This window comes from Janibacter sp. A1S7 (assembly GCF_037198315.1).
GTDB classification, from domain to species: Bacteria; Actinomycetota; Actinomycetes; order Actinomycetales; family Dermatophilaceae; genus Janibacter; species Janibacter alittae.
In genome coordinates this window covers 1,691,186-1,716,340 of record NZ_CP144913.1, presented here as the reverse complement: position 1 = coordinate 1,716,340, position 25,155 = coordinate 1,691,186, and the positions used below count along the sequence as shown (strand labels likewise).

The window sequence follows — 25,155 nt, the reverse complement described above, 5'->3', positions numbered from 1 at the left end:
CCGACGATACGTGCGTCGCATATGGTTCTGTCATGGAAGCGGCCGACCGACGCATCATCGACCTCCTGCTCCAGGACGGTCGGATGAGTTTTACCGATCTCGGCAAGGCCGTCGGCCTGTCCACGTCCGCAGCGCACCAACGGGTGCGACGCCTCGAGGAGCGCGGCGTGATCTCCGGGTACGCGGCCGTGGTCGACCCGGCTGCGCTCGGCACGCCGCTGACGGCCTTCGTCGCCGTCGCGCCACTCGACCCGCGCGACCCAGACGACATCCCGGACCGGCTGCGTGGCATCGAGGAGATCGACGCCTGCTACTCGGTGGCCGGGGACTCCAACTACATGCTGCGGGTTCGGGTCGGCACGCCGCAGGCCCTCGAGGAGCTGCTCGCCACGGTGCGGGCCGCCGGACACGTGTCCACGCGGACGACGATCGTGCTGACGACTCCGTGGGAGTGAGCGCTCTGCCCCTGCTCGCACGCCTGACGCCGGTACGCCTGCTGCTCGCCATCGCCGGTGGACTTCTGCTGTGGCTGTCCTTCCCCGACCACGACCTCGCGGTGGCGGCCATCGGGGGAGTGGTCCTCATCAGTGTGGCCATGTGGGACGTGCGCCCCCGCCTCGGCGCGCTGCTGGGCCTCCTGGCCGGTTTCGCCTGCTTCGTGCCCACCCTCAGCTGGTCGGGGATCTACGTCGGCGCCGTCCCGTGGTTCGCCCTGGCCACCTTCGAGTCGCTGTACGTGGCCCTGATGGGAGCAGTGCTGGTGTGGGCGCAGCGCCCGTTGATCCGCCGTGGACATGCCCTCGCCGCGGCCCTGCTCGTCCCCGTGCTCTGGGTGCTGCAGGAGTTGGTGCGCGGGACCGTCCCCTACGGCGGCTTCCCCTGGGCGCGGATCGCCTTCAGCCAGGCGGACTCCCCCCTGTCGCGGTGGGCCGCGATCGGTGGGGCTCCGCTCATCACCGTCAGCGTGGCCCTCGTGGCCGTGCCGGTGGTCCTGCTCATCGTCACGCGTCGCCTGCCGAAGGTGGCTCTGACCCTCGCCGTCCTCGTCGGACTCGGGTCGTGGGCGGTGCCGGTGCCCACCAGCGGCGACAGCAGCGCCCGGGTGGGGCTCGTGCAGGGCAACGTCCCCAGTCCCGGTCTGGACTTCAACGCCGAGCGTCGCGCGGTCCTGGACAACCACGTGACCGGGACCACGGAGCTGGCGGCGAAGCACCGCGACCTCGACCTGGTGATCTGGCCGGAAAACGCCTCGGACATCGACCCCCTTCGCAATCCCGACGCCGCGGCGCAGGTCGCTCGCGCGGTCGAGGCCGTGGACGCGCCGCTGATCGTCGGCGCGATCCTCGACGAGCCGGCCCCGGCGGTCTCGAACGCCTCGCTGCTCTACCGCCCCGGTGGCGACGAGCCGGAGCGCTACGTCAAGCAGCACCCGGTGCCCTTCGCCGAGTACGTGCCGCATCGTGACTTCTACCGCCTCTTCAGCGACAAGGTCGACCTCGTACGGGTCGGCTTCGCGAAGGGGGACGAGCCGGTGGCCTTTCGCATCGAGGGCGACGACGGAGCCTTCTCCGCCATCCCCACGATCTGTTTCGAGGTCGCCTACGACGGGTTGATGCGCGAGGCCGTGCGCAACGCCGAGGACGAGGACCGACCCAGCCTGCTCGTGGTCCAGACCAACAACGCGACCTTCGGCTACACCGCCGAGTCGACGCAGCAGTACGCGATCTCCCGCATCCGGGCCATCGAGCACGGACGCAGCGTCGCGCACGTCTCGACGGTCGGGGTCTCCGGCTTCATCAACCCCGACGGGACCTCGACTCCCACGACCGAGCTGTTCACCGCGGCACAGCCCGTCGACGAGGTGGTGCTGCGCAGCGGTCTGACCGTCTCCGATCGCATGGGACCGTGGGTCGAGTGGGTGTGCGGATTCCTGCTCATCGGTGCCGGTGCGAGTCGTGTGGGCACACGACTCGCGGGTAGGCTGGGGAGTCGTCGTCCCTCCACCCCGCAGACCGAGGATGTCACCACCGGTGCCTGACCGCCCCAGAGAGCCGCGTCCGCCGATCGAGCGGATCGCCGTCCTCATCCCCACGTACAACGAGCGCGAGAACCTGCCCGGCATCGTCGAGCGGGTGCGTGACACCGTGCCGGAGGCCGACGTACTCGTCCTCGACGACAACTCTCCCGACGGCACGGGCCGGGTGGCCGACGAGCTGGCCGCGGCGGACTCGCGCGTCCTCGTCCTGCACCGTGAGGTCAAGGAGGGTCTCGGCGCGGCCTATCTCGCCGGGTTCCGCTGGGCGCTGGAGCGCGACTACGACGCGGTCGTCGAGATGGACGCCGACGGGTCGCACCGTCCCGAGCACCTGCCGGTGATGCTCGAGGCCGCGGTGCAGGCCGACCTCGTCATCGGGTCGCGCTATGTTCCCGGGGGACGGGTGGTCAACTGGCCGGCTGAGCGCAAGGCGATCAGCGTGGCCGGCAACGTCTACATCAGGGCCCTCCTCGGGATGCCCGTCAACGACGCGACGGCGGGCTACCGGGTCTACCGGTGCGACACCCTGCGCACCATCGGTCTCGACGACGTGGAGAGCGCGGGCTACTGCTTCCAGACGGATCTGACGGCGCGGACCGTTCGTGCCGGGCTGACCGTCGTCGAGGTCCCGATCACCTTCGTCGAGCGGGAGATCGGCGACTCGAAGATGGACGCTGACGTCGTGCGGGAGTCGATCGTGCGGATCACTGTGTGGGGCGCGCAGCACCGGCTGGCCCAGGCTCGCCGGCTCCTCGACCGCGAGCCGAGGTGGCACCGACTGTGACCCTTCCACCCGGCAGCCGCCCGCGGCGACGCAGGATCCGCTGGATCCCACTCGTCGTCGTCCTCGTCGTGATCCTCGAGATCGCGGCCTTCGTCGGCGTGGCCCGACTGATCGGCGTGCTCCCGACCGTGATCGCCGTGCTGACCCTCTCCACGCTCGGGGCCTTCCTCGTGCGCAGGGAGGGGCGACGCACCTGGCGGGCACTGGAGCAGGCGCTGCGCTCGGGCAGGATGCCCAATCGCGAGATCGCCGATGCCATCCTCGTCGTGGCCGGGGGAGCGTTGCTCTTCGTGCCCGGCCTCGTCACGGGAGTGGTCGGGTTGCTCTTCGCCCTGCCCTTCACCCGGCCCATCGCCCGCATCGGTCTGGAGGTCGCCGTCGCGCGGCGCCTGCTGGCCGCTGGTGTCGGGGGGGAAGTGAGGGTGCGCCGCACGCGTCCCGCGGGGGAGGACGACGTCGTCGAGGGCGAGATCATCGACGACGAGTGAGCGTCGGGACATGACGAAGGGGGCCGTCCGCCATCGGCGGGCGACCCCCTTCGTCATGCACCGGGGAGATCAGGCGCTGCGCTTGCGCGGCTTCTCGCCACGCTTGGCGCGCAGCAGCGCCAACCGCTCGTCGAGGAGCTCCTCGAGCTCGGGGATGGAACGACGCTCGAGCAGCATGTCCCAGTGGGTGCGCACATGCTTGGTCGGCTTCATCTCCGGCTCCGGGCCGTCGACCAACTTGCCGAGCTTGCCGCAACGGCACTCCCAGGTACCCGGGATGTCGGCCTCGACGGAGAAGGGCAACTCGGTGCGGTGGCCGTCCTCACAGAGGTAGGCCGTGATCTGACGGTCGCTCGGGACGACGTTGTCCGTCGTCTCCATGCTGAAGCTGACCATGCGCGTGCCGCGCAGCGTGCGCTCTGCCATGTTGCAAGTCTCCTGATGTCTCTCGCGATGTTCACGCCCCTGCAGCGCGGACCTTCACGTCCATGTCAACGCCCGGTGGGCACCGGTTGTTCCACCCGACGCGTCGTTGCGGTGGTGAGGTCCGTCTCCTTCAGGCCCGGTTTCGGCCGGACTGCGGTCAATACGTGGTTGACCATGGAGCGACCCCACAGGCTAGCGCGAACCACCCGATGACGCACATCGCGCGGCCCTCCCGGGTTACTCTCGGGTCGTGACCGCCTCGACATCCTCCGAAGCCGAGCCCACGAGTGCCCTTCGAGCACAGGGCCAGGGCGGTCGTGGACGCATCGTCGCGTGGGCGATGTGGGACTGGGGCGCGCAGCCGTTCAACACGGTGATCACGACCTTCGTCTTCTCGGTGTACCTGACGAGCGAGAGCTTCGGCAGCACCAACACGACGTCGACGGCGCTGGCCGTCGCCACGGCGATCTCCGGACTCCTCGTGGCGCTGCTCGCGCCCGTGCTGGGGCAGAACTCCGACCGCTCGGGCCGGACCGTGCGCAACCTGCGCATCCAGACCTGGATCCTGGCCGCACTGTCGGCCTCGCTCTTCCTCGTCGAGCCCGACCCGTCCTTCCTCGTCCTGGGTCTGCTGCTGCTCGGAGCGGGATCGATCGTCTCCGAGATCGCCGGGGTGAACTACAACGCCTCCATCGAGCAGGTCGCCTCCCCGGGCAATGTCGGGCGGGTCTCCGGTTTCGGCTGGGGGATGGGCTACCTGGGCGGCATCCTCGTCCTCCTCCTGCTGTTCTTCGTCTTCATCCAGCCCGAGGTGGGGCTCTTCGGCGTCACGGACGACGGAGCGATGGACATCCGGGTCTCGATGCTCGTGTGCGGCCTGTGGATCCTGCTCTTCACCGGGCCGACCTTCCTCGTGCTCAAGGACTCCCCGCGCGAGCGGGCACCCCGAGTGGGGATCATCAGCTCCTACACGCTCGTGTGGGCGTCCCTGCGCCAGCTGTGGGTCAGGTCCAGGCACACCGTCTACTTCCTCGGGGCCTCGGCACTCTTCCGGGACGGGCTCGCCGGTGTCTTCGCCTTCGGTGCCGTGCTGGCTGCCGGCACGTTCGGCATGTCCGCCGGTGACGTCATCATCTTCGGCGCCGCGGCCAACATCCTGGCCGGAGTGAGCACCATGGCCTTCGGCCTGCTCGATGACCGGCTGGGGCCGAAGCAGGTCATCGTCATCTCGCTGAGCGCCCTCGTCGTCCTCGGCATGGGGGTGTTCCTCCTCCACGACGGCGGCACGATCGTCTTCTGGACACTCGGTCTGGCGATGACGGCCTTCGTGGGTCCGGCCCAGGCCGCGTCGCGCAGCTTCCTCGCTCGGGTGATCCCCGAGGGGCACAGCGGCGAGATCTTCGGTCTGTACGCCACGACCGGTCGGGTCGTCTCGTTCCTCTCGCCGGCCGCGTTCGCGCTCTTCATCTGGGTGGGAGCACTGGTCACCGGAGAGGACAACACGCAGTACTGGGGCATCCTGGGGATAGCCCTGGTGCTGGTCGCCGGGCTCGTCGTGATGCTGCCCGTGAAGGCACCCTCGGGGACCCCGGGGCACTGACCGCCCTCGCGCCGCCAGTCACACCCGGGGACGCGCCGGGCCCGACCCCTCGACCCTCGGTGTCAGCCGGAGAACTCCCAGTGCCAGGGCTCGGGCAGGGACCCTCCCGCTGCGGCCCATGACGGGTGGAACCAGCCGTAGAGGGGGGCGTTCTGCTGCATCCACAGGTGCGCCGGGTGACCGAAGCTGTTGACCCCGCCGCACAGGTCGAGGGCCATGCCGACGCCGTGGTTGCTCGTGCCGGGGGCGGCGGCCCAGCGCCCACGTGAGGCCTTGGTGACCACCTGGTTGGCGTACGAGCGGTAGCTGTCGGTGACGCAGAGCAGGTGTCCGGTGTCGCGTTGGTAGGCCTGGCTCATCGAGTTGAACGCCGCGGCTGCCTCCGGCCGCAGCGACTCGCCCGGGGCACCGAGGAGCGGGCACAGGGCTGCCGGCGGGATCTGGCCGTTGGGGTAGGCCATGGTGTTGGTGGAGCAGGGCTTGGCGCCCTCGAACTCGGAGACGTCCTGTCCGAGGTCCTTGAGCGTGTCGGCCAGCTGCTCACTCGCGCCCTGTGCGGCGTCGTTCGGCTGGCCGATGAGGGCGGTGACGACGGGTCCGGCCTCCTGCAGGTCCTCGGCGTGCTTCTCGCGCAGCTCATCCAGGGAGGCCTTGCGCTCCTGCAACGCCTCGTCGGCGTCCTCCTTGGCCTGATTGGCCTCGTTCTTGGCCTGGGAGGCCGCGCGCACGGCCGTCTCCTTCTTCTTGGCCAGCGCCGCCTGGATGTCGGTCTTCTGCTGCACCACGTCGACGGAGCGGATCCGCTCGTCGGTGAGGTAGCGCAGGTCCCCGGCACTGTTGCCGCCGGTCTCCCGCTCCCTGGTCAGCGTCCCGACGAGCTCCAACGTGTCGTCGTACCCCCCGGACCGCGTATAGGTCTCGAAGGCCCAGTCCCGCAGATCCGCCTCGCCCTCGGCGAGCCGCTCCTGGAAGTGCTCGAGCTGCGACTGTGCCTCGTCGACGTCACGCTTGGCCTGCTCGTACCTCTCGCGGGCCTCGGCCTGGCGCTGCAGCAGGGTGTTGACGCGCTGGGAGTATGCCTTCAGCCCCGTGACCGCGGCCGCGATCTCCTGGTTGTCCTCGGCCAGGCTCGTCGAGAGGCGCTCGGCCTCGGCGACCTGCTCCTCGAGGCTCTGCTCGCTCAACGGCGTGCCGTGGTCACCCTCACCGGCGTCGCTGTCGGCGCTCCACGCGGTGCTGGGGGAGGGGTCGTCCGCCGGAACCGTCGCCGCAGCGGGTGGTGCGAAGGCGATGCCCGAGGCCAGGCACAGGGCAACCACTGTCCGAACGGTGCCGTTCGGACGTCGACGACGCTGGGGCATTGAATCTCCTGAGGGGGTGGGTACCAGCGAGTAGTCTAGAGGCGCACCCCGTACTGCGGAAGAGGTCTGACCGCAGGCGCAAGCGGTGTCCGTCGGGGGAGTGGTCCCGCTCTCGGATCAGGGGTTGTCCGGGGCCTTTGCCGAAGACGTCTTCGCCGCGCTCTTCTTGGTCCCGGATCGCTTGGGAGTCGACTTCGCCGGTGCCGTGGCCTTCGTCGATGCGCTGGCTCCGGCCCGCTTGGTCCGCAGCCGCACCTGGATCATGGACGACTCGCTCCTCGTCTCGAGGTAGGGCTGCTCCTCGACGAGGGTGGACAGCTTCTGGTGACCGAAGGCTCGCGGGTCGAAGTCGGCGTGCGCCCGTGACAGGTGCTGGCCCAGCGTGCCCAGCGTGCTCCACCCGTCGTCCCCGGAGGTGGCGTTGACGGCCTTGGTCAATGCCGACTGCAGGTTGATGGTGTACTCCGGCCCGTCCTTGTCGGCGGAGGAGCCCGTGGTGGTGCCGGTGCTCGGTGTCTGGGTGGTCTCCTCCCGGGCGGGCTCCTGGAGGTTCTCCAGCTCGATGAACCTCTCCACGGCGCTGCGGAGCGAGAGCGGTGTCTTGCGCATGCCGAGTCCGTAGACCGTCTTGCCGGACTCACGCAACCGGGTGGCCAAGCGGGTGAAGTCCGAGTCCGAGGAGACGAGCGCGAAAGCCTCGACATGGCCCTGCCACAACAGGTCCATCGCGTCGATGATCAGGGTGGAGTCGGTGGAGTTCTTGCCGACGGTGTAGGCGAACTGCTGGATCGGTTGGATCGCGTTGCGCTGCAGCTCGCCCTTCCAACCGCCGAGCTGGGTGGTGGTCCAGTCCCCGTAGGCCCGCTTGACGGTCGGCGTACCGAAGTTGGCCAGCTCCTCCAGAAGCATGGAGGCGTACCTGCTGGAGACGTTGTCGGCGTCGATGAGCACGGCGATGCGGGTCGACGTGCTGGCGTTGGCGGTCATGGCCGCAACCTACCGCCCGCGCCAGCCGCGTTGGTCCGCCAACCACTCGTCGAAGGTCAGTCGGCCCAGCCGGGTCCCGGCGCGGGCCACCAGCGTGCCGTCCCGCATCGCCCGGCCGAAGCCACCGGGAAAGGGGACCTCGATGACTCGGGCGTGCCCCCCTTCGTGCTCGATCACGCGGCGGGCCATGTCCGCCACCGTCAGCTCCTGCGGGCCGGCGATCTCGGGACCGAGGCCCTGGGGGTCCTGCTCCGCCACGTCGACGAGCAGGCCGGCGACCTCGCTCGCCGCAACCGGTTGGGAGCGCATTCTGGGGATGGCGTAGATCGGTCCCGCCTTGGTCCGGGCCATCGTCTGACGCACGAACTCGTGGAACTGTCCCGCCCGCACGACGGTGCCGCTCGGCTGGTCGAGGACGAGGTGCTCCTGGGCCTGCTTGCCGGCGTAGTAGGAGAAGGGGGCCTCCTGCGCCCCGATGATCGACACCACGACATGGTGGCGGACGCCGCAGCGACGACCCGCGGTCACGAGGTGCTGGGTGACCGTGCGGAAGAAGTCGACGGACGTGCGGGCCGAGACGGTCTGCACGGAGGTGGCGTCGATCACGGCTTCCGCCCCCGTCAGGCGTTCGTCGAGGCCGGTGCCCGCATACAGGTCCGTCCCGGTGGACCGGGTCAGCACGACTGTCTCGTGACCACGGTCGCGAGCCGCGGCGACGACGTGGCATCCGATGACGCCGGTACCTCCTGCGACGACGATCCTCATGGGCCCATCCTCCTGCGCCGATCGGCTGTTGTCACTGTCCGTGGTCTCTCGGGTCGTCAGGAACTGTGCCGTCGCGGGCGCCGGGCCGGCTGCGACCTACTCGTCCGTGGGCCGCGCCCGTCTGGCCTTGATCCGGGAGCGCCGCCGCTTGGCGTCGAGCCGGCGACGCTGGGAGCCCCGGGTGCGCTTGGTGGGGCGTCGCGGTGGGGGAGGAGGGGCCAGCGCCTCGCGCAGGAGGTCGGCCATCCGCTCCCTGGCGGCGGCGCGGTTGCGACGCTGGGAACGGTGCTCTGCCGCATCGATGGTCAGCACCGTTCCGACGAGTCGGGACGACAGGCGGGCCAGGACCCGTTGGCGCTGGCGCTCGGTCAGGGCGCTCGTGGCCCCCAGGTCCAGGGAGAGCTGGACCCGCGAGTCGGTCGTGTTGACGCCCTGACCGCCCGGGCCACTGGCCCGGCTGAACTGCTCGGACAGATCCGGCCCGGGGACCACGACGCCGTCGGGGATCCCCGGGCCCGCAGGGACGCGCAACTCGTTCATCCGGTCAGGATGTCACTGTCGGGCCGAGGTCAGGATCCAGGACATCGTCTGGTTGATCGGAGTCGGCACGCCGTGCTGCTGTCCGAACGCCACCACGCGGTCGCCGAAGAGGGCGACCTCGGTGGTCCGTCCGCCCATCACGTCCTGGAGCATCGAGGTGTGACCGTCTCCGGGGAGCGCCTGCAGGACCGCGTCCCAGCGGGCCAGATCGGCATCGCCGAGGTGCACGCCCTCGGGACCGGAGACGGCCACGACCTCCTGCGCCAGGGCGAGCATCAGGGACCGCGCGGGGCCGTCCGTCCTGAACGCCGCGTAGGGCTTGCGCAGGACCGCGGACGACTGGTTGATGGCGGTGTTGACCATGAATTTCCACCACATCTCGTGGCGCATGTCCTCCGGCGCCTGCCACTCGAGGCACGCTGCGTCGAGGGCGGCACCGACGGCGTGCAGGCGATGGCTGTCCGCCAGGTCGGGCGTCGTCCCGATGACGAGGTGTCCGGGGGAGAGGTGGGTGACCGCCGATCCGTCCCGCCCGGCGGCCATGCCCAGGGCGATGCACAGCAGGACGGTGCCGGAACCGAAGCGATCGGCGATGACCTCCTCGCTGTCCAGGCCGTTGAGCACGGAGACGAAGGTCGTGTCCGGACCGACGAAGGGAGCGACGTCGTCGAGCGCCTCAGCGAGGTCGTGGTGCTTCACTGCCACGAGGACGAGGTCGGCGTGGAAGTCGTCCACACCCGGTTCGACGACTCGCGCCCGCAGCGGCTCGCCGTTGACCGTGATCGTGTCGCGACGCAACCTGGCCGCTCGGTCACCGGAGGCGATGAGGGCGGTCTCCATGCCCCCTTCGACGAAGTGCGCGGCGTACATCGCCCCCATGGCGCCGGCGCCCACGACGGCAACGGCCCTGATCTGCGTCTCGGTCACACCCGACAAGGTAGGCCACCTCCCGGGCTCAGCGGTCGACCGTTCCGCTCATCGAGGCCACGGGGTGGCCCTGGGGGGAGGTCCCGGGCGTGGACCGAGGGTCAGTATTGACATAATGTGGATTATCGGCGAAATGGATCAGATGGCCGGGTCAGGCGGGATGGCGCCGGTCGACCATGCAGCCGTCCGGTCAGGGCTCAGAAGCCGTCGGGCGTGAAGTCGACCTGCGTCGGCGGGGCCAGGGCCTCCTTGGAGACGACGCGCCGTGCCGACGAGTAGAGGTCGATCACGGCCGAGCCGTCGCGAACCTCGCCGCGCGTTGCTGCCGTGAGGATCTCGGCAGCCTCGGTCTCCATCGTCCGGCCGTGCTTGCGCGCGAGCTCCGACAGTCGACTCCGGACGCCGGGATCGAGGTCATGGATCTCGAATGTCATCTGGATCACACCCTTCCGCTCACCAAACTACTCGGTCCTCGCCGTGGCGTCTCCCGTCTGCTCCCCCGCGCTGTGCGCAGACGTGTCGACCACGCAGAACAGGGTGCCGTCCGGGTCGGTGAGGACGACGAAATCGGCGTCCTCGGGGTAGTCCCAGTCGACGCGGTCGGCGCCGAGCGTGACCAGGCGCTCCACCTGCGCATGCTGCTCCTCGGCACTGTCGGTCCACAGGTCGAGGTGGGTCCGGTCGCTCTGGTCCAGGTGCACGCTGGGCGCCGTGCCCTCGCCGGGCTCCAGGAAGTCCGGGTTCGTCGAGCGTTCGTAGCCCAGGGCCGCACTCCAGAACGCGGAGCCGCGCTCGGTGTCGGACACGTTGAGGACGATCGCGCCGATGCGAAGCATGACCCGACGCTACTGCCGCAGCCCGCCTGCGTCCACGCCCTCAGCCGCCGACGTAGTCGGCCAGGTGCTCACCCGTGACGGTCGAACGGTCCTCCACGAGCTGACGAGGTGTGCCCTCGAAGACGACCCGCCCACCATCGTGACCCGCGCCCGGGCCGAGGTCGACGATCCAGTCGGCGTGCGCCATCACCGCCTGGTGGTGCTCGATGACGATGACGGACCTGCCCGAGTCGACGAGGCGGTCGAGCAGCCCCAGCAGGTTCTCGACGTCAGCGAGGTGCAGCCCGGCAGTCGGCTCGTCCAGGACGTACACCTGCCCCTTCTCCCCCATCTGCACGGCGAGCTTGAGGCGCTGGCGCTCACCGCCGGACAGGGCGGTGAGTGGTTGCCCGAGCGTCAGGTACCCGAGCCCGACGTCGACGAGACGGGTGAGGACCGTGTGCGCGGCCGGAACGCTCGCCGGACCGTCCTTGGCGAAGAAGGCCGCGGCCTCGCTCATCGACAGCTCGAGCACATCGGCGATGTTCTTGCCAGCCAGCTCGAACTCGAGGACCGCGTCCTGGAAGCGCCGCCCCTCGCAGTCCTCGCACGGCGACTCGACCGTCGCCATGACACCGAGCTCGGTGAGGATCACGCCCGCGCCGTTGCACGTCGGGCAGGCTCCCTCGGAATTGGAGCTGAACAGCGCCGGCTTGACGTCGTTGGCCTTGGCGAAGGCCTTGCGCACCGGCTCGAGGAGACCGGTGTAGGTGGCGGGGTTGCTGCGTCGTGAGGCCTTGATCGCGGCCTGGTCGACGATGACGATGTCGTCGCGGTGGTCGAGCGCGCCGTGGACGAGCGAGCTCTTGCCCGATCCGGCGACGCCGGTGACGACGGCCAGGACGCCCAGTGGGAGGTCGACGTCCACGTCCTGCAGGTTGTGGGTGTCGGCGCCGCGGATCTCCAGCGCACCCGTCGCCGAGCGCACCCTCTCCTTCAGCCGGGCCCGGTCGTCGAGGTGCCGTCCGGTGAGCGTGTCGCAGGAGCGCAGCTGCTCGACCGTCCCCTCGAAGACCACCTCTCCCCCCTTCGCCCCGGCCAACGGACCCAGGTCGACGGCGTGGTCGGCGATGGCGATCGTCTCCGGCTTGTGCTCGACCACCAGCACGGTGTTGCCCTTGTCCCGCAGGCGAAGGAGCAGGTCGTTCATCCGGTCGATGTCGTGCGGGTGCAGCCCGATCGTCGGCTCGTCGAAGACGTAGGTGACGTCGGTCAGGGACGAGCCGAGGTGGCGGATCATCTTGGCGCGCTGCGCCTCTCCCCCGGACAGTGTCCCGGCCGGCCGGTCGAGCGAGAGGTAGCCCAGACCGATCTCGGTGAAGGAGTCGAGCAGGTCCCGCAGGCCCTTCAGCAGGGGCTCGAAGCCCGGCTCGTCGAGGTCACGCACCCACTGGGCGAGGTCGTCGATCTGCATCCGGCACAGGTCGGCGATGCTCTTGTCGTTGATCATCGACGCGCGCGCCTCGGGGGTCAGCCGAGTGCCCTCGCACTCCGGGCAGGTCTGGAAGGTCACCGCGCGCTCGACGAAGCGCCGCACGTGCGGTTGCATCGCCTCGGGGTCCTTCGACAGCATCGACTTCTGGATCTTCGGGATGATGCCCTCGAAGGTGAGGTTGACCCCCTCGACCTTGATCTTCGTCGGCTCCGACCACAGCATCGTCTCCCGCTGGCGTGTCGTGAACTTCGCGATCGGCGTGTCCATCGGCAGGCCCATCCCCTCGAACAGCCGCCCGTACCAGCCGTCCATGGAGTACCCGGGCACCGTCAGCGCGCCCTCGCGCAGGGACATGGTCTCGTCGTAGAGGGCGGTGAGGTCGATGTCGCTGACCTGCCCCATGCCCTCGCAGCGGGGGCACATGCCGCCGAGGTAGACCGCGTCCTTGACCGCCTTCTTCTCCGTCCGACCGGACTTCTGGGTCGACATCATCCCGCTGGCCCTGCGGGTGGGCACGTTGAAGGAGAAGGCGGTCGGCGGCCCGACGTGGGGCCGGCCCAGGCGGGAGTAGAGGATGCGCAGCATCGCGTTGGCGTCCGTGGCCGTGCCCACGGTCGAGCGGGGGTTGGCGCCCATCCGCTCCTGGTCGACGATGATCGCGGTCGTCAGCCCCTCGAGGTGGTCGACCTCCGGTCGGGCGAGGGAGGGCATGAAGCCCTGCAGGAAGGCGCTGTACGTCTCGTCGATGAGGCGCCGTGACTCTGCCGCGATCGTGCCGAAGACCAGCGAGCTCTTGCCCGACCCGGAGACCCCGGTGAAGACCGTCAGGCGCCGCTTGGGTAGGTCGAGACTGATGTCCTTGAGGTTGTTCTCCCGTGCCCCACGGACTCGGATGAGGTCATGACGGTCGGCGGTGTGGCTCATCGGCACTCCAGGCGAAGGGGGCGGGTCTACTCCTGCGATCCAAGCAGATCTGTGCTGCCCTCCCCCACCAACGAGGCGACGAGGGTCCGGGCGACGAGCTCGCCGCGGGCGATGGCGGTCTCCTGATCGCCGCGCAGCATGCCGGTGATCGTCCCGAGGTAGGCGACGGCGACCTGGTCCGCCAGGTCCTGGGCGCGCTCCCCGCCGGCGACCTCGCCGGCGAACGCGAGCAGCCGGGCGTGGAGGAGCTCGTCCTCCGCCTCGAGCATCTCGACGATCCCCTCCGAGGGGCGGTAGATCGCTGCAGCGGTCCCGCTGAAGGCGCACCAACGCTCCCTGAGTCGCTCGCGCTGGTAGGAGCGCAGGGCCGGGAAGATCGCGAAGAGACGATCGGTCGGTGAGTCGGCTGCGGCGATCGCCTCGTCCCAGGCCTGCGTCCAGTCCTCCAGCCGGCGTCCCAGAGCCGCAGCGATCAGGCCGTCCTTGCTCCCGAAGTTCGAGTAGAGCGTCGCCGCCGAGGCTCCCGCGCGCCTGAGCACCACATCGACCGGGGTGAGTACGACACCGTCGACGAACATCAGCTCGTCGGCCGCCGCGAGCAAGCGCTCCCGGGCCGGGCGCTTGCGTACGTGACTGGTCATGGAGTCAGCCTAACCGCAACGCACGTTTCGGTCAGAAGTGAAACGTGCGTTACTGTCGACGGGTTCCCCGAGCCGACCCAAGGAGTCCCATGACGACGCTGCACATTGCCGGCGAGTGGCGTGCCGCCGCCTCCGGTGAGACCCGAGAGATCACCTGCCCCGCGGACGGTTCGGTGGTCGTGACCGTGGACGAAGGGGGCGTGGCCGACGCCCAGGACGCCGTGAAGGCCGCACGTGCCGCCTTCGACAACGGTCCGTGGCCGCGCACTCCGGCCCCCGAGCGGGCGGCGCTCCTGCACCGCCTCGCGGACCGTCTCGAGAACGAGCTCGACGACGTCGCCCGCATGGAGTCCCAAGACACCGGCAAGCGCTTCGTCGAGTCCCGGATGGACATGCAGGACATCGTCGCCGTCTTCCGCCACTTCGCCTCGCTGGCCCAGGCCGAGGCGGGCCGGGTCGTCGACCCCGGTACCCCGGACGTCTCCTCGCGCATCGTCCACGAGCCCGTCGGCGTGTGCTCGATGATCACGCCCTGGAACTTCCCGCTGCTGCAGACGGCGTGGAAGGTCGCACCGGCACTGGCCGCAGGCAACACCTTCGTCCTCAAGCCCAGCGAACTCACCCCGCAGACCGCCATCTGGCTCGTGCGCACGCTCGTCGAGGTGGGCCTGCCCGACGGTGTCGCCAACCTCGTGCTGGGGCCGGGCGCCACCGTCGGTGCGACCATGACCAGCGCCCCGGAGGTCGATCTCGTCTCCTTCACCGGCGGCCTCGAGACCGGCCGCACGATCATGGCGACGGCCGCGGCCACGGTGAAGAACGTCGCGCTCGAGCTCGGCGGGAAGAACCCGAACATCATCTTCGCCGACGCCGACATGGACGCCGCGATCGACAACGCACTCACGGCGATCTTCCTCGACTCGGGGCAGGTCTGCTCGGCGGGCTCCCGCCTGATCGTCGAGGACTCCGTCCACGACCGGGTGGTCGACGAGCTCGTGCGTCGGGCACGGGCCATCCGGATGGGCGGGCCCTTCGACGAGTCCGCCGAGACGGGCCCGCTCATCAGCGACGGCCACCGCCGGAAGGTCGAGGCCTACGTCGAGGCCGCGCTGGCCGAGGGCGCCGTGCTGCGCTGCGGGGGCGAGCGCCCCGGTGGTGAGCTGGCCGTCGGCAGCTACTACCCCCCGACGATCCTCGACGGGTGCACCGCCGACATGTCCTGCGTGCAGGACGAGTCCTTCGGCCCGGTGCTCACCGTGGAGACCTTCACCGGCGACTCCCCCGAGGCCCGCGAAGAGGCTGCCGTGTCGCTGGCCAACGACACGATCTACGGACTCGCGGGCGCCGTGTGGACGCAGAACGCCGGCCGCGCCGAGCGGGTCGCGCGTCGGCTGCGCCACGGGACGATCTGGATCAACGACTTCCACCCCTACGTCCCGGCCGCCGAGTGGGGCGGGATGAAGCAGTCCGGTGTCGGCCGCGAGCTCGGCCTGACCGGGCTGCACGAGTACCAGGAGAGCAAGCACGTCTGGCACAACACCCGACCGGCCACCACCGGCTGGTTCGGCACCGGCCAGGACTGACCGGACCACGCAGCACCGACCACGCAGCACCGACCACACCACGGCGCACGCCACGCGCAGACGGGAAGGACCCCATGAGAGAGCACTACGACTACGTCATCGTCGGAGGAGGCTCGGCCGGCTCCGCCCTGGCCAACCGCCTCAGCTCCGACGAGAGCACGAGCGTGCTCGTCCTCGAGGCAGGACGTGCGGACTTCATCACCGACCCCCTGATCCACATGCCGGCCGCTCTGATGTTCCCCGCCGGCAACCCGCTCTACGACTGGGCCTACGAGACCGAGCCCGAGCCGCACATGGGCGGTCGGCGCGTCAAGCACGCCCGGGGCAAGGTCCTGGGCGGGAGCTCGAGCATCAACGGGATGATCTTCCAGCGTGGCAACGCGGGCGACTTCGACAAGTGGGCCGGCTTCGACGGCATGGAGCACTGGGACTACGCCCACTGCCTGCCCTACTTCAAGCGGATGGAGACCACGACCGCCGGCGTCGACGCCTGGCGTGGTGGCGCCGGCCCGCTCACCCTCGAGCGCGGCCCTGCGTCCAGCCCGCTCTTCCAAGCCTTCTTCGAGGCCACGGAACAGGCCGGATTCGCCCGGACGGACGACGTCAACGGATACCGCCAGGAGGGCTTCGCCCCCTTCGACCGGAATGTCTCCAAGGGCAGTCGGATCTCGGCCTCGCGCGCCTACCTGCGGCCGATCCGCGATCGCAAGAACCTCGACATCACCACCCTGGCGACGGTGACGAAGCTGCGCTGGCAGGGCAACCGTGTCACCGGGGTCGACTTCGTGCGCGCGGGCCGACGCCACCACTCGGTTGACGCCGGAGAGGTCATCCTCTGCGGCGGCGCCTTCAACACGCCGCAGCTGTTGCAGCTGTCCGGCGTCGGTGACCCGGAGACCCTGCGCGCCGCGGGCGTCACGCCGCACATCGACCTCCCGGGGGTCGGCGAGAACCTGCAGGACCACCTCGAGGTCTACCTGCAGCACGAGAGCCTGCAGCCGGTCTCCATCGCCCCCTGGCTGAAGAAGTGGAAGGCGCCCTACATCGGCGCCGAGTGGCTCTTCCTCAACCGCGGGGTCGGCGCCTCGAACCACTTCGAGGGAGGCGGCTTCATCCGCACCAACGACGAGGTCGCCTACCCGAACCTGATGTTCCACTTCCTGCCGATCGCCGTGCGCTACGACGGCACGGCCTCGGGCGGCAAGCACGGCTACCAGGTGCACATCGGCCCGATGAACTCCGACGTGCGCGGTCACGTGCGGATCACGAACGACGACCCCTTCACCAAGCCGAGCATCCTGTTCAACTACCTGTCCACGGAGCGGGACCGTCAGGAGTGGGTCGAGGTCGTTTGCGCAGCGCGGCACATCCTCGACCAGCCGGCCTTCGCCCCCTTCGACGGGGGCGAGCTCTCCCCCGGCCCGGGCGTCGAGACCGACCAGGAGATCATCGACTGGGTCGCGCGGGACGCCGAGACGGCCCTGCACCCGTCCTGCACCGCGAAGATGGGCACCGACGAGATGTCCGTGGTCGACCCATCGACCATGAAGGTGCACGGGACCGAGGGGCTGCGCGTCGTCGACGCCTCCGTCTTCCCCAGCATCACCAACGGCAACATCTACGCACCGGTGATGATGGTCGCGGAGAAGGCCGCCGACCTCATCGCCGGCAACACTCCCCTCGAGGCCGAGCACCCGCCGGTGTACCGCGCGAACGAGGGGATGCCCCTCTACCCCGAGGGTGACCCGCGCAACTCCGCGTGGGACTCACGGGACCACCTGCCCAGCGCCCTGCGCGCCATGCAGGCCGCTCCGACGAAGGGAGAGGGCCAGTGAGCACGACCGACGCCTCGATCGACCCCCAGCTGACTGAGGACCACCCCAGCAGACCCCGCCTGAAGACCACCGTGCTCGCGGTCTCCGGTGTGATCATCGCCGTCATCGCCGCCTGGGCGCTCATCGCGCCGGAGACGGCGGAGAGCACCCTCGGCAGTCTGGTCACCCGTATCGGTGACTGGTTCGGTTGGTTCTACATCTCCCTGGCGACGGTGGTGCTCGTCTTCGTCATCTACGTCGGTGTCCGCTACGCCCGCGTGCGCCTCGGCGACGACGACGACCGTCCCGAGTTCTCCACCTTCGCCTGGGCCTCGATGCTCTTCGCCGCGGGTATCGGCACCGACGTGATGTTCTTCGCCGTCGCAGAGCCCGCCAGCCAGTTCCTCGCTCCCCCACAGGGCGAGGCCGGGAGCGTGGACGCGGCACGCGAGGCGACCGTGTGGACCCTCTTCCACTACGGCATCACGGGCTGGGGCATGTACGCGCTCATGGGCATCGCCCTGGGCTACTTCGCCCACCGCAAGAAGCTCCCGCTGGCCGTGCGCTCCGCGCTGTACCCGATCTTCGGCAAGCGCATCCGCGGACCGATCGGTGACACGGTCGACATCGCCACCGTGCTCGGCACGATCTTCGGTGTCGCCACGTCGCTGGGCATCGGTGTCGTGATGCTCAACGTCGGCCTCGGTGTGATGTTCGACGTCCCGCAGGGGATCCCCGCACAGGTGGGTCTGGTCATCTTGGCGGTGGCCGTGGCCACGGTGTCCGCGACCACGGGTGTCGACCGTGGCATCCGCATCCTCAGCCAGCTCAACGTCGTCCTGGCCATCCTGCTCGCGCTGTGGGTCCTGGTGACCGGCAGCACGACGTTCCTCCTGCGGGCGATCACGATGAATGTCGGGGACTTCGTCTCGATGTTCCCCGGGATGACGCTGGACACGATGGCCTACGACCACCCGGCCGACTGGATGAACCTGTGGACCCTCTTCTTCTGGGCCTGGTGGGTCGCCTGGGCCTCCTTCGTCGGGATGTTCCTCGCCCGCATCTCCAAGGGCCGCACCATCGGACAGTTCGTGTTCGGTACCCTCACCATCCCCTTCAGCTACATCGTCATGTGGGTCTCGATCTTCGGCAACTCCGCCGTCAAGCAGATTGCCGATGGCGATGCCGCCTTCGGTGAGTTGGCGATGAATCAGCCCGAGCAGGGCTTCTACAGTCTTCTCCAGCAGTACCCGGGGGCCTTCTTCCTGGTCGGGCTCGCCACCTTCGTCGGACTGCTCTTCTACGTGACGTCCGCCGACTCCGGTGCGCTCATCATGGCCAACCTGACGTCCGACCTGCCGGACAGCGAGACCGATGCCCCGGCGATACTGCGCGTCGTGTGGGCGGTCGCGACCGGCGTGCTGACCATCGCGATGCTCGTCGTCGGTGGGATCGTCGCCCTGCAGTACGCGACGATCATCATGGGGCTGCCCTTCGCGGTCGTGATGATCCTGGTGATGGTCGGCCTGCACAAGGCCCTGGAGGTCGAGCGGACCAACTTCGACGCTGCCCGGCTGTCGCTGGCGACGCACCTGGCCGGTCAGGAGATCCAGCACCAGCTCTCCTGGCGCCAGCGGCTGTCGCATGCCTTCGGCACCGTCAGCATCCAACGGGCCAATGAGCGTCTGGCGACCGTGGTCGTCCCGGCACTGGAGGAAGTCGTCACGGAGATGGAGTCTCAGGGTCGTATCGCCCATCTCGAGGTCCGGCACGGGGATGCGGACACCCCCTCCTCGGCGGAGCTGGTCATCGGCGAGGGGGAATCCCCCTTCGTCTGGTCCGTGCGCGCTCGCCCCGGGCCGGCGCCCTCATACGGTGTGCGCATGATCGAGGCCGACGATCGCACGACACGGCTCGACGTCGCCCTGCCCAGCGGGGGCGGGTACGACGTCTTCCCCTACAGCGAAGAGGAGATCTGCCACGACGTGCTGGACCACTTCGAGCGCTGGGCCGTCGCGGGGACGTTGACCGAGCAGGTCTGACCCGCTCCCCTGCCCGACCGGGCCGTGACCACCCAGTGGTCACGGCCCGGTCGTCGTCTCCTCCGGGCATGTACATAGGACCCCTATGTAAGATGGGGCCGTGACCCGCGATGAGCTCTCCACCGCCAGCGACCTGGTGACCAGCGCAGCGCGTCTCGTACGTGCATCGCGCCAGCACATCCACTCGACCCCACCGGCCGGGGTACGCGTCCTGTCCGTCCTGGACGAGCACGGACCCTGCGGCGTGGGTCGACTCGCGCAGCTCGACCGCACGTCCCAGCCGACGATGTCCGGGCTCGTCAGGACGCTCGCCGACCGCGGTTGGGTGACCAAGGAGAGCGACCCCGACGATGCACGGGCCACCCTCGTGGCCCTCACCCCGGCCGGTCGTGACGCCTTGTCCGTCGTGCGCCGGCGCACCGCGGAGGCCGTCGTCACCGCCGTCCGGGAGCACCCCGTACTCACCCCCGAGGACCTCGCCACCGCCGTGATGGTGCTGCGCGCGGTGCTCGAGGCGACCGCACACCAGCAGGAAGGCCAGCAGTAGTGACGTCCCCAGCACCACCCGCGAACGAGAGCCCCTCGATGTGGAAGCAGCCGCGTGCCGTGTGGGCCGTGGCCTTCGCCTGCGTCATCGCCTTCATGGGCATCGGCCTCGTCGATCCCATCCTCAAGCCGATCGCCGACGAGCTGGGTGCCAGTCCGAGCGAGACCTCACTGCTGTTTACCAGCTACATGGCGGTCATGGGCGTCGCGATGCTCGTCGCCGGCTTCATCTCCTCGCGCATCGGGGCGAAGCGCACCCTGCTCGCGGGTCTCGCGCTGATCATCGTCTTCTCCGCACTGGCAGGGATGTCGGACTCCATCGGGGCGATCGTCGGCTTCCGAGCCGGATGGGGCCTGGGCAATGCACTCTTCGTGGCCACCGCACTCTCGACCATCGTCGTGGCATCCGCCGGTAGCGTCGGCCAGGCGGTCATCTTCTTCGAGGCGGCCCTGGGTCTCGGGATCGCCGTGGGGCCGATCGTCGGCGGCCAGCTCGGGGCGATCTCCTGGCGAGCCCCGTTCTTCGGGGTCGCCGCCCTGATGGCCATCGCGGTGGTCGTCACCGCCGTCCTCCTGCCGCCCACTCCCCCGTCGGGCCGGCACACCTCCCTGACCGACCCGATCTGGGCCCTGAAGCACCCGGGTCTGCGCACCGTGGCCCTGACTGCGCTCTTCTACAACATGGGCTTCTTCACCCTGCTGGCGTTCGCGCCGTTCCCGCTGGACATGGGCGCCTCGCAGGTGGGCTGGATCTTCTTCGGTTGGGGCCTGCTGCTGGCCATCACCTCGGTCCGGACCGCGCCGAGGCTGCAGCGTCGCTTCGGTACCGTCCCCTCCATCCTCTGGGCCCTCACGCTCTTCGCCGTCGACCTGGCACTGATGGCCGTCTTCGTCGAGTCCACGACGGTCCTGATCATCGGCATCGTCATCGCCGGCGCCTTCCTCGGGGTCAACAACACGCTCATCACCGAGGCCGTCATGGGCTCCGCGCCCGTCGAGCGCTCGGTGGCCTCGTCGGCGTACTCCTTCGTCCGCTTCTCCGGCGGTGCCGTGGCCCCTTGGGCAGCCGGTCGACTCGGTGAGGAGATCAGCATGAGCGCGCCCTTCTGGATGGGCGCGGTCGCCGTCCTCATCGGGGTCGTGATCTTCTCCGCGGGCTCGCGCCACCTTCGGGTCGGGCCAGCACCGGCGGTGCACAGCGCCACCGAGGGTCGGGCCGTGCTGGTCGGCGACGCCGACTGAGACGAGCACGTCCTGCCGGGCGGCACGAGTGGCACAGTGGGAATGCACCGCACCGCCGCGAACACGCAAGGAGTCGTTGTGACCGCACCCACAGAGCCCTCGTACACCTCGGGCATCTCGGACACGCCCCTGCTCGGGGACACCATCGGAGCCAATCTCCAGCGCACCACCGCCACCCACGGCGACCGGGAGGCCATGGTCGACGTCCCCTCGGGACGGCGCTGGACGTACACCCAGCTGCTCGCGGACGTGGACGCACTCGCCAGGGGCCTGCTGGCGAAGGGGGTGGCCGCCGGTGATCGAGTCGGCATCTGGTCACCGAACTGCCCGGAGTGGACGCTGCTGCAGTACGCCACCGCGCGCATCGGTGCGATCCTGGTCAACGTCAACCCGGCCTACCGCTCGCACGAGCTGACCTATGTGGCCCAGCAGTCGGGCATGCGGATGCTCGTCAGCGCCACCACGCACAAGACGTCCGACTACCGCTCGATGGTCGAGGAGGTGCGTCCGCAGGTCGCTTCCCTGACCGAGGTCGTCTACATCGGTGACGCGTCCTGGGACGACCTCGTCGCCGCCGGTGGCGCGGTCACCGACGAGGATCTGGCCGAGCGCGGCGCGGGTCTCAGCCCCGACGACCCGATCAACATCCAGTACACCTCCGGCACCACGGGCTTCCCCAAGGGAGCCACCCTGAGCCACCACAACATCCTCAACAACGGCTACTTCGTCGGTGAGATGATCGCCTACACCGAGCACGACCGCATCTGCATCCCGGTGCCCTTCTACCACTGCTTCGGCATGGTCATGGGCAACCTCGCGGCCACCTCGCACGGTGCCTGCATGGTCATCCCGGCCCCCTCCTTCGACCCGGTCGCCACCCTCGATGCGGTCGTGCAGGAGCAGTGCACCTCGCTGTACGGCGTGCCGACGATGTTCATCGCCGAGCTGGACCTGCCGACCTTCGCCGACTACGACCTGAGCAGCCTGCGCACCGGGATCATGGCCGGGTCCACGTGCCCGGTCGAGGTCATGAAGCGCGTCGTCGCCGAGATGAACATGTCCGAGGTGGCCATCAGCTACGGAATGACCGAGACCTCACCGGTCTCGACGATGACCCGCAGGGACGACGACCTGGCGCGACGCACCGAGACCGTCGGCCGCTCGATGCCGCACATCGAGACCAAGGTCGTCGACCCGGTGACCGGCGTGACCCTGCCCCGGGACGAGGCCGGTGAGCTGTGCACGCGCGGCTACAGCGTGATGCTCGGCTACTGGGAGCAGCCGGACACGACCGCCGAGGCCATCGACGAGTCGCGGTGGATGCACACCGGTGACGTCGCGACGATGGACGAGCACGGCTACGTCAACATCGTCGGGAGGATCAAGGACCTCGTCATCCGCGGCGGGGAGAACGTCTACCCCCGCGAGGTCGAGGAGTTCCTCTACACCCACCCGGCGATCGCCGACGTGCAGGTGATCGGCGTCCCCGACGACAAGTACGGCGAGGAGCTCATGGCGTGGGTGGTCCTCTCGGCCGGAGCCACCTCCCTGACGGCCGACGAGGTCCGCGAATTCGCCACCGGCAAGCTCGCCCACTACAAGATCCCTCGGTACGTGCACGTCACCCAGGAGTTCCCGATGACGGTCACCGGCAAGGTCCGCAAGATCGAGATGCGCGAACGTGCGGGCGAGATCCTCGGTCAGTCGTAGGCAGCGCGACACGGACGAAGGGGGCGGGTACCGGGTGGGCCCGGCGCGCGCCCCCGAGGGTGGGCCCGGTGCTGGTGTCGTCGGCGCCGACCTGCTGCTCGTCGGCCTTGTCGACCGCATCCGGCAAGGGACGTTTGGTGGCGAGTTGCCGGTCCACGTGCCGTCCTCGCCCCGGTAGCCTCTGACATCGTGCAGTGCCCCCACTTCGACCGCGGATCGTGCGGCTCGTGCGCCCTCATGGGCGTGCCCTACGCCGAGCAGGTGCACGATCTGGCCGATGACGTCGTGATGCAGTTGCGACCCTTCGCACCACCCGAGGTGTGGGACGCCCCGTTCGTGGGCACGGAGTCGGGCTTCCGCAACAAGGCGAAGCTGGCCGTCGGCGGGAGCAGTCGGGAACCGACCTTCGGCATCCTCGATGCGCGCTTTCGTGGGGTGGACCTGCGGGACTGCGGACTCTACGAACCGGCTCTTGCCGAGGCACTGCCGCTCCTGACCGAGGCGGTGGCTCAGCTGGGGCTGGTCCCCTTCGACGTCTCGGCCCGGTCCGGCGAGCTGAAGTACCTGATCGTCACGGCCAGCCCGGCCGGGGAACTGATGGTCCGATTCGTCCTGCGCTCCCCCGGCCAGCTACCGCGGATCCGGGAGGGGCTGGACCTGCTTCGTGCCGCCCTTCCCGGTGTGCGCGTGGTCTCGGTCAACATCCAGCCCGAGCACAAGGCCGTCCTCGAGGGCGAGGAGGAGATCGTGCTCACCGAGGAGGACTTCCTGGCGATGCGGCTGGACGACATCACCTTGCGGTTGCGTCCACGCAGCTTCTTCCAGACCAACAGCGTCGTCGCGAGCGGGCTCTACCGTCAGGCCCGCGACTGGGTGGGCGCGATCGACCCGGCCAGCGTCCTGGATCTGTACTGCGGAGTCGGCGGCTTCGCACTCAACGCCGCGATGGCGAAGGGGGCGCACCAGCGGCGTGTCGAGGGGGTCGAGCTCGCGCCCGACGCGGTCTCGAGCGCGCGTGACGCGGCTGCGGACCTCGGGGTGGCAGCACACTTCCGCGTCGCAGACGCCAGTGCGCTGGAGGACGTCGCCGCGGACCTGGTCGTCGTCAATCCACCGCGTCGTGGCATCGGTGCCCGGCTCTGCGCCGCACTGGAGTCAGCGGCACCCGGGCACATCATCTACTCCAGCTGCAAGGCCGCGACCCTGGCCCGTGATCTGGCGGACCTTCCCGCGTACCGGGTCGAGCGGTCGCGCCTGTTCGACATGTTCCCCCAGACCCGCCACCACGAGGCCATGGTGCTGCTGGCCCGACGCTGAGGTTTTTCCCCCCTCGTGATGGTCGCTAGTGTCGTGACGACGGTCACCCCCGCAGCCACGACAGGAGAACGATGCGAGCACTGGTCAAACCCCGACCCGGCCCCGGCCTCGAGCTGGTCGATGTCCCCGAACCCACCCCGGGCCCCGACGACGTGAAGATCCGTGTGCTGCGGGCCGGCCTCTGCGGGACCGACCTCCACCTGCACGGCTGGGACGAGTGGGCGGCGGGTGCCGTGCCCACGACGCCGCAGGTGATCGGGCACGAGTTCTACGGCGAGGTCGTGGAGGTGGGCGCGACGGTGACCAGCGTCGCGGTCGGTGACCGCGTCTCCGGGGAGGGCCATCTCGTCTGCGGCTCGTGTCGCAACTGCCGGGCCGGTCGGCGTCACCTGTGCATCAACACCGTCGGCATCGGCGTCAACCGTGACGGGGCCTTCGCCGACTTCGTCGTCATCCCCGCCGCGAACGCCTGGGTGCACACCGGCGCCATCGACCCGGACCTCGGGGCGATCTTCGACCCGCTGGGCAACGCCGTCCACACGACCCTCTCCTTCCCCCTGGCCGGCGAGGACGTCGTGGTCACCGGCGCCGGGCCGATCGGGGTCATGGCGGCCGCCATCGCCCGGCACGTGGGCGCCCGGTACATCGCCGTGACCGACCTGTCCGACCGGCGTCTGGAGCTGGCCGGGGCGGCGGGAGCCGACCTGCTCGTCAACGCCGCCTCCTCCGACCTCGCAGCCGCGATGCGCGAGCTGGGCATGAAGGAGGGCTTCGACGTGGGCCTGGAGATGTCCGGCGCTCCCCCGGCGGTGGCCGACATGCTCGACAACCTCAATCACGGAGGGCGCATCGCGATGCTCGGCCTCCCGAAGGACCCCTACCCCATCGACTGGTCGAAGGTCATCACCCACATGATCACGATCAAGGGGATCTACGGCCGCGAGATGTACGACACCTGGTACACGATGGGCGCGATGCTCTCCACCTCTCCCGCGCTGCGCGAGACCATCTCGTCGGTCATCACCCACCGCTTCCCCGCACAGCAGTGGGAGGACGCGTTCGCCACCGCCGCCTCGGGAGAGTGCGGCAAGGTCATCATGGACTGGAGCTGAG

The 25,155-nt window shown here is 69.5% G+C and carries 23 protein-coding genes; 13 read left to right on the top strand and 10 right to left on the bottom strand.

What is annotated here, in order from left to right; translation table 11 throughout:
• Window positions 1-32 precede the first annotated feature (32 nt).
• Genes V1351_RS08195 through V1351_RS08180 form a run of 4 tightly spaced genes read left to right on the top strand, consistent with a single transcriptional unit; the run spans window position 33 to window position 3,307 of the window.
• Window positions 33-455 carry an Lrp/AsnC family transcriptional regulator gene (locus V1351_RS08195; protein ID WP_338747672.1) on the top strand — a complete coding sequence of 141 codons (423 nt, stop codon included), beginning with the start codon at window positions 33-35 and terminating at the stop codon, window positions 453-455.
• Window positions 452-2,038 carry an apolipoprotein N-acyltransferase gene (lnt, locus tag V1351_RS08190; RefSeq protein WP_338747671.1) on the top strand — a complete coding sequence of 529 codons (1,587 nt, stop codon included), beginning with the start codon at window positions 452-454 and terminating at the stop codon, window positions 2,036-2,038. The genes V1351_RS08195 and lnt overlap by 4 nt, the downstream gene beginning before the upstream one ends.
• Window positions 2,019-2,819, top strand: a complete 801-nt coding sequence (locus V1351_RS08185) for a polyprenol monophosphomannose synthase (protein WP_422388959.1) — start codon at window positions 2,019-2,021, stop codon at window positions 2,817-2,819. The genes lnt and V1351_RS08185 overlap by 20 nt, the downstream gene beginning before the upstream one ends.
• Window positions 2,816-3,307: an FxsA family protein gene (locus V1351_RS08180; RefSeq protein ID WP_338747669.1), complete on the top strand. Its 492-nt coding sequence runs from the start codon at window positions 2,816-2,818 to the stop codon at window positions 3,305-3,307. Before V1351_RS08185 ends, V1351_RS08180 begins: the two co-directional genes overlap by 4 nt.
• A gap of 69 nt (window positions 3,308-3,376) precedes the next feature.
• Here the strand turns inward: V1351_RS08180 and V1351_RS08175 are convergent, their stop codons facing one another.
• A complete protein-coding gene (locus tag V1351_RS08175) occupies window positions 3,377-3,733 on the bottom strand; it encodes an RNA polymerase-binding protein RbpA (RefSeq protein ID WP_338747668.1) in 357 nt (118 codons plus the stop codon).
• Window positions 3,734-3,983: 250 nt separating this feature from the next.
• On the opposite strand from V1351_RS08175, the gene V1351_RS08170 reads away from it, so the two are divergent.
• Window positions 3,984-5,333, top strand: a complete 1,350-nt coding sequence (locus V1351_RS08170; protein WP_338747666.1) for an MFS transporter — start codon at window positions 3,984-3,986, stop codon at window positions 5,331-5,333.
• A gap of 62 nt (window positions 5,334-5,395) precedes the next feature.
• Here V1351_RS08170 and V1351_RS08165 read toward each other — a convergent pair whose 3' ends face one another.
• From V1351_RS08165 to V1351_RS08125, 9 genes are all read right to left on the bottom strand, one after another.
• Entirely contained in the window at window positions 5,396-6,652 is a 1,257-nt protein-coding gene (locus V1351_RS08165) for a D-alanyl-D-alanine carboxypeptidase family protein (RefSeq protein ID WP_338747664.1), read from the bottom strand.
• Between the two features lie 159 nt (window positions 6,653-6,811).
• The gene (locus tag V1351_RS08160) at window positions 6,812-7,681 is read right to left on the bottom strand and encodes an NYN domain-containing protein (protein WP_338747663.1); all 870 of its coding nucleotides are present in this window, start codon (window positions 7,679-7,681) and stop codon (window positions 6,812-6,814) included.
• A gap of 9 nt (window positions 7,682-7,690) precedes the next feature.
• Window positions 7,691-8,446: an SDR family oxidoreductase gene (locus V1351_RS08155; RefSeq protein ID WP_338747662.1), complete on the bottom strand. Its 756-nt coding sequence runs from the start codon at window positions 8,444-8,446 to the stop codon at window positions 7,691-7,693.
• Window positions 8,447-8,542: 96 nt separating this feature from the next.
• Window positions 8,543-8,986: an alternative ribosome rescue aminoacyl-tRNA hydrolase ArfB gene (gene arfB, locus V1351_RS08150; protein WP_338747661.1), complete on the bottom strand. Its 444-nt coding sequence runs from the start codon at window positions 8,984-8,986 to the stop codon at window positions 8,543-8,545.
• Window positions 8,987-8,998: 12 nt separating this feature from the next.
• Entirely contained in the window at window positions 8,999-9,913 is a 915-nt protein-coding gene (locus V1351_RS08145; protein ID WP_338747660.1) for a ketopantoate reductase family protein, read from the bottom strand.
• A 197-nt stretch (window positions 9,914-10,110) separates the two neighbouring features.
• Complete coding sequence (locus V1351_RS08140) at window positions 10,111-10,347, bottom strand: FitA-like ribbon-helix-helix domain-containing protein (RefSeq protein ID WP_338747659.1); 237 nt, start codon at window positions 10,345-10,347, stop codon at window positions 10,111-10,113.
• Between the two features lie 27 nt (window positions 10,348-10,374).
• The gene (locus V1351_RS08135; protein ID WP_338747658.1) at window positions 10,375-10,749 is read right to left on the bottom strand and encodes a VOC family protein; all 375 of its coding nucleotides are present in this window, start codon (window positions 10,747-10,749) and stop codon (window positions 10,375-10,377) included.
• A gap of 40 nt (window positions 10,750-10,789) precedes the next feature.
• Complete coding sequence (locus V1351_RS08130; protein ID WP_338747657.1) at window positions 10,790-13,147, bottom strand: excinuclease ABC subunit UvrA; 2,358 nt, start codon at window positions 13,145-13,147, stop codon at window positions 10,790-10,792.
• Window positions 13,148-13,173: 26 nt separating this feature from the next.
• On the bottom strand, window positions 13,174-13,788 hold the full coding sequence (locus V1351_RS08125; protein ID WP_338747656.1) for a TetR/AcrR family transcriptional regulator: 615 nt from the start codon (window positions 13,786-13,788) through the stop codon (window positions 13,174-13,176).
• Window positions 13,789-13,877: 89 nt separating this feature from the next.
• On the opposite strand from V1351_RS08125, the gene V1351_RS08120 reads away from it, so the two are divergent.
• The 8 genes from V1351_RS08120 to tdh all read left to right on the top strand — a co-directional run bounded on the left by V1351_RS08120 (window position 13,878) and on the right by tdh (window position 25,154).
• Window positions 13,878-15,371, top strand: a complete 1,494-nt coding sequence (locus V1351_RS08120; RefSeq protein ID WP_338747655.1) for an aldehyde dehydrogenase family protein — start codon at window positions 13,878-13,880, stop codon at window positions 15,369-15,371.
• A gap of 74 nt (window positions 15,372-15,445) precedes the next feature.
• Entirely contained in the window at window positions 15,446-17,206 is a 1,761-nt protein-coding gene (gene betA / locus V1351_RS08115) for a choline dehydrogenase (protein ID WP_338747654.1), read from the top strand.
• Window positions 17,203-19,227 carry a choline BCCT transporter BetT gene (gene betT / locus V1351_RS08110; RefSeq protein ID WP_338747653.1) on the top strand — a complete coding sequence of 675 codons (2,025 nt, stop codon included), beginning with the start codon at window positions 17,203-17,205 and terminating at the stop codon, window positions 19,225-19,227. The genes betA and betT overlap by 4 nt, the downstream gene beginning before the upstream one ends.
• A gap of 100 nt (window positions 19,228-19,327) precedes the next feature.
• Complete coding sequence (locus V1351_RS08105) at window positions 19,328-19,774, top strand: MarR family winged helix-turn-helix transcriptional regulator (protein WP_338747652.1); 447 nt, start codon at window positions 19,328-19,330, stop codon at window positions 19,772-19,774.
• 38 nt (window positions 19,775-19,812) lie between these two features.
• Complete coding sequence (locus V1351_RS08100) at window positions 19,813-21,015, top strand: MFS transporter (protein ID WP_338747651.1); 1,203 nt, start codon at window positions 19,813-19,815, stop codon at window positions 21,013-21,015.
• Window positions 21,016-21,057: 42 nt separating this feature from the next.
• Window positions 21,058-22,725, top strand: a complete 1,668-nt coding sequence (locus V1351_RS08095) for an AMP-binding protein (RefSeq protein ID WP_338747650.1) — start codon at window positions 21,058-21,060, stop codon at window positions 22,723-22,725.
• A gap of 189 nt (window positions 22,726-22,914) precedes the next feature.
• Window positions 22,915-24,042, top strand: coding sequence for a methyltransferase domain-containing protein (locus tag V1351_RS08090; RefSeq protein WP_338747649.1), 1,128 nt, complete (start codon window positions 22,915-22,917; stop codon window positions 24,040-24,042).
• 71 nt (window positions 24,043-24,113) lie between these two features.
• Window positions 24,114-25,154 (top strand): L-threonine 3-dehydrogenase, encoded by a 1,041-nt coding sequence (gene tdh / locus V1351_RS08085; protein WP_338747648.1) that lies wholly within the window; start codon window positions 24,114-24,116, stop codon window positions 25,152-25,154.
• The last annotated feature ends 1 nt before the right edge of the window (window position 25,155 follow it).

What these genes read in the sequence shown, in the direction of transcription:
- V1351_RS08135 (WP_338747658.1), bottom strand. Translation starts at nt 10,749, where the DNA reads ATGCTTCGCATCGGCGCGATCGTCCTCAACGTGTCCGACACCGAGCGC.
- V1351_RS08140 (WP_338747659.1), bottom strand. Translation starts at nt 10,347, where the DNA reads ATGACATTCGAGATCCATGACCTCGATCCCGGCGTCCGGAGTCGACTG.
- tdh (WP_338747648.1), top strand. Translation starts at nt 24,114, where the DNA reads ATGCGAGCACTGGTCAAACCCCGACCCGGCCCCGGCCTCGAGCTGGTC.
- V1351_RS08155 (WP_338747662.1), bottom strand. Translation starts at nt 8,446, where the DNA reads ATGAGGATCGTCGTCGCAGGAGGTACCGGCGTCATCGGATGCCACGTC.
- V1351_RS08095 (WP_338747650.1), top strand. Translation starts at nt 21,058, where the DNA reads ATGCACCGCACCGCCGCGAACACGCAAGGAGTCGTTGTGACCGCACCC.
- V1351_RS08125 (WP_338747656.1), bottom strand. Translation starts at nt 13,788, where the DNA reads ATGACCAGTCACGTACGCAAGCGCCCGGCCCGGGAGCGCTTGCTCGCG.
- V1351_RS08100 (WP_338747651.1), top strand. Translation starts at nt 19,813, where the DNA reads ATGTGGAAGCAGCCGCGTGCCGTGTGGGCCGTGGCCTTCGCCTGCGTC.
- V1351_RS08185 (WP_422388959.1), top strand. Translation starts at nt 2,019, where the DNA reads ATGTCACCACCGGTGCCTGACCGCCCCAGAGAGCCGCGTCCGCCGATC.
- V1351_RS08130 (WP_338747657.1), bottom strand. Translation starts at nt 13,147, where the DNA reads ATGAGCCACACCGCCGACCGTCATGACCTCATCCGAGTCCGTGGGGCA.
- V1351_RS08160 (WP_338747663.1), bottom strand. Translation starts at nt 7,681, where the DNA reads ATGACCGCCAACGCCAGCACGTCGACCCGCATCGCCGTGCTCATCGAC.
- V1351_RS08195 (WP_338747672.1), top strand. Translation starts at nt 33, where the DNA reads ATGGAAGCGGCCGACCGACGCATCATCGACCTCCTGCTCCAGGACGGT.
- V1351_RS08120 (WP_338747655.1), top strand. Translation starts at nt 13,878, where the DNA reads ATGACGACGCTGCACATTGCCGGCGAGTGGCGTGCCGCCGCCTCCGGT.
- arfB (WP_338747661.1), bottom strand. Translation starts at nt 8,986, where the DNA reads ATGAACGAGTTGCGCGTCCCTGCGGGCCCGGGGATCCCCGACGGCGTC.
- betA (WP_338747654.1), top strand. Translation starts at nt 15,446, where the DNA reads ATGAGAGAGCACTACGACTACGTCATCGTCGGAGGAGGCTCGGCCGGC.
- V1351_RS08175 (WP_338747668.1), bottom strand. Translation starts at nt 3,733, where the DNA reads ATGGCAGAGCGCACGCTGCGCGGCACGCGCATGGTCAGCTTCAGCATG.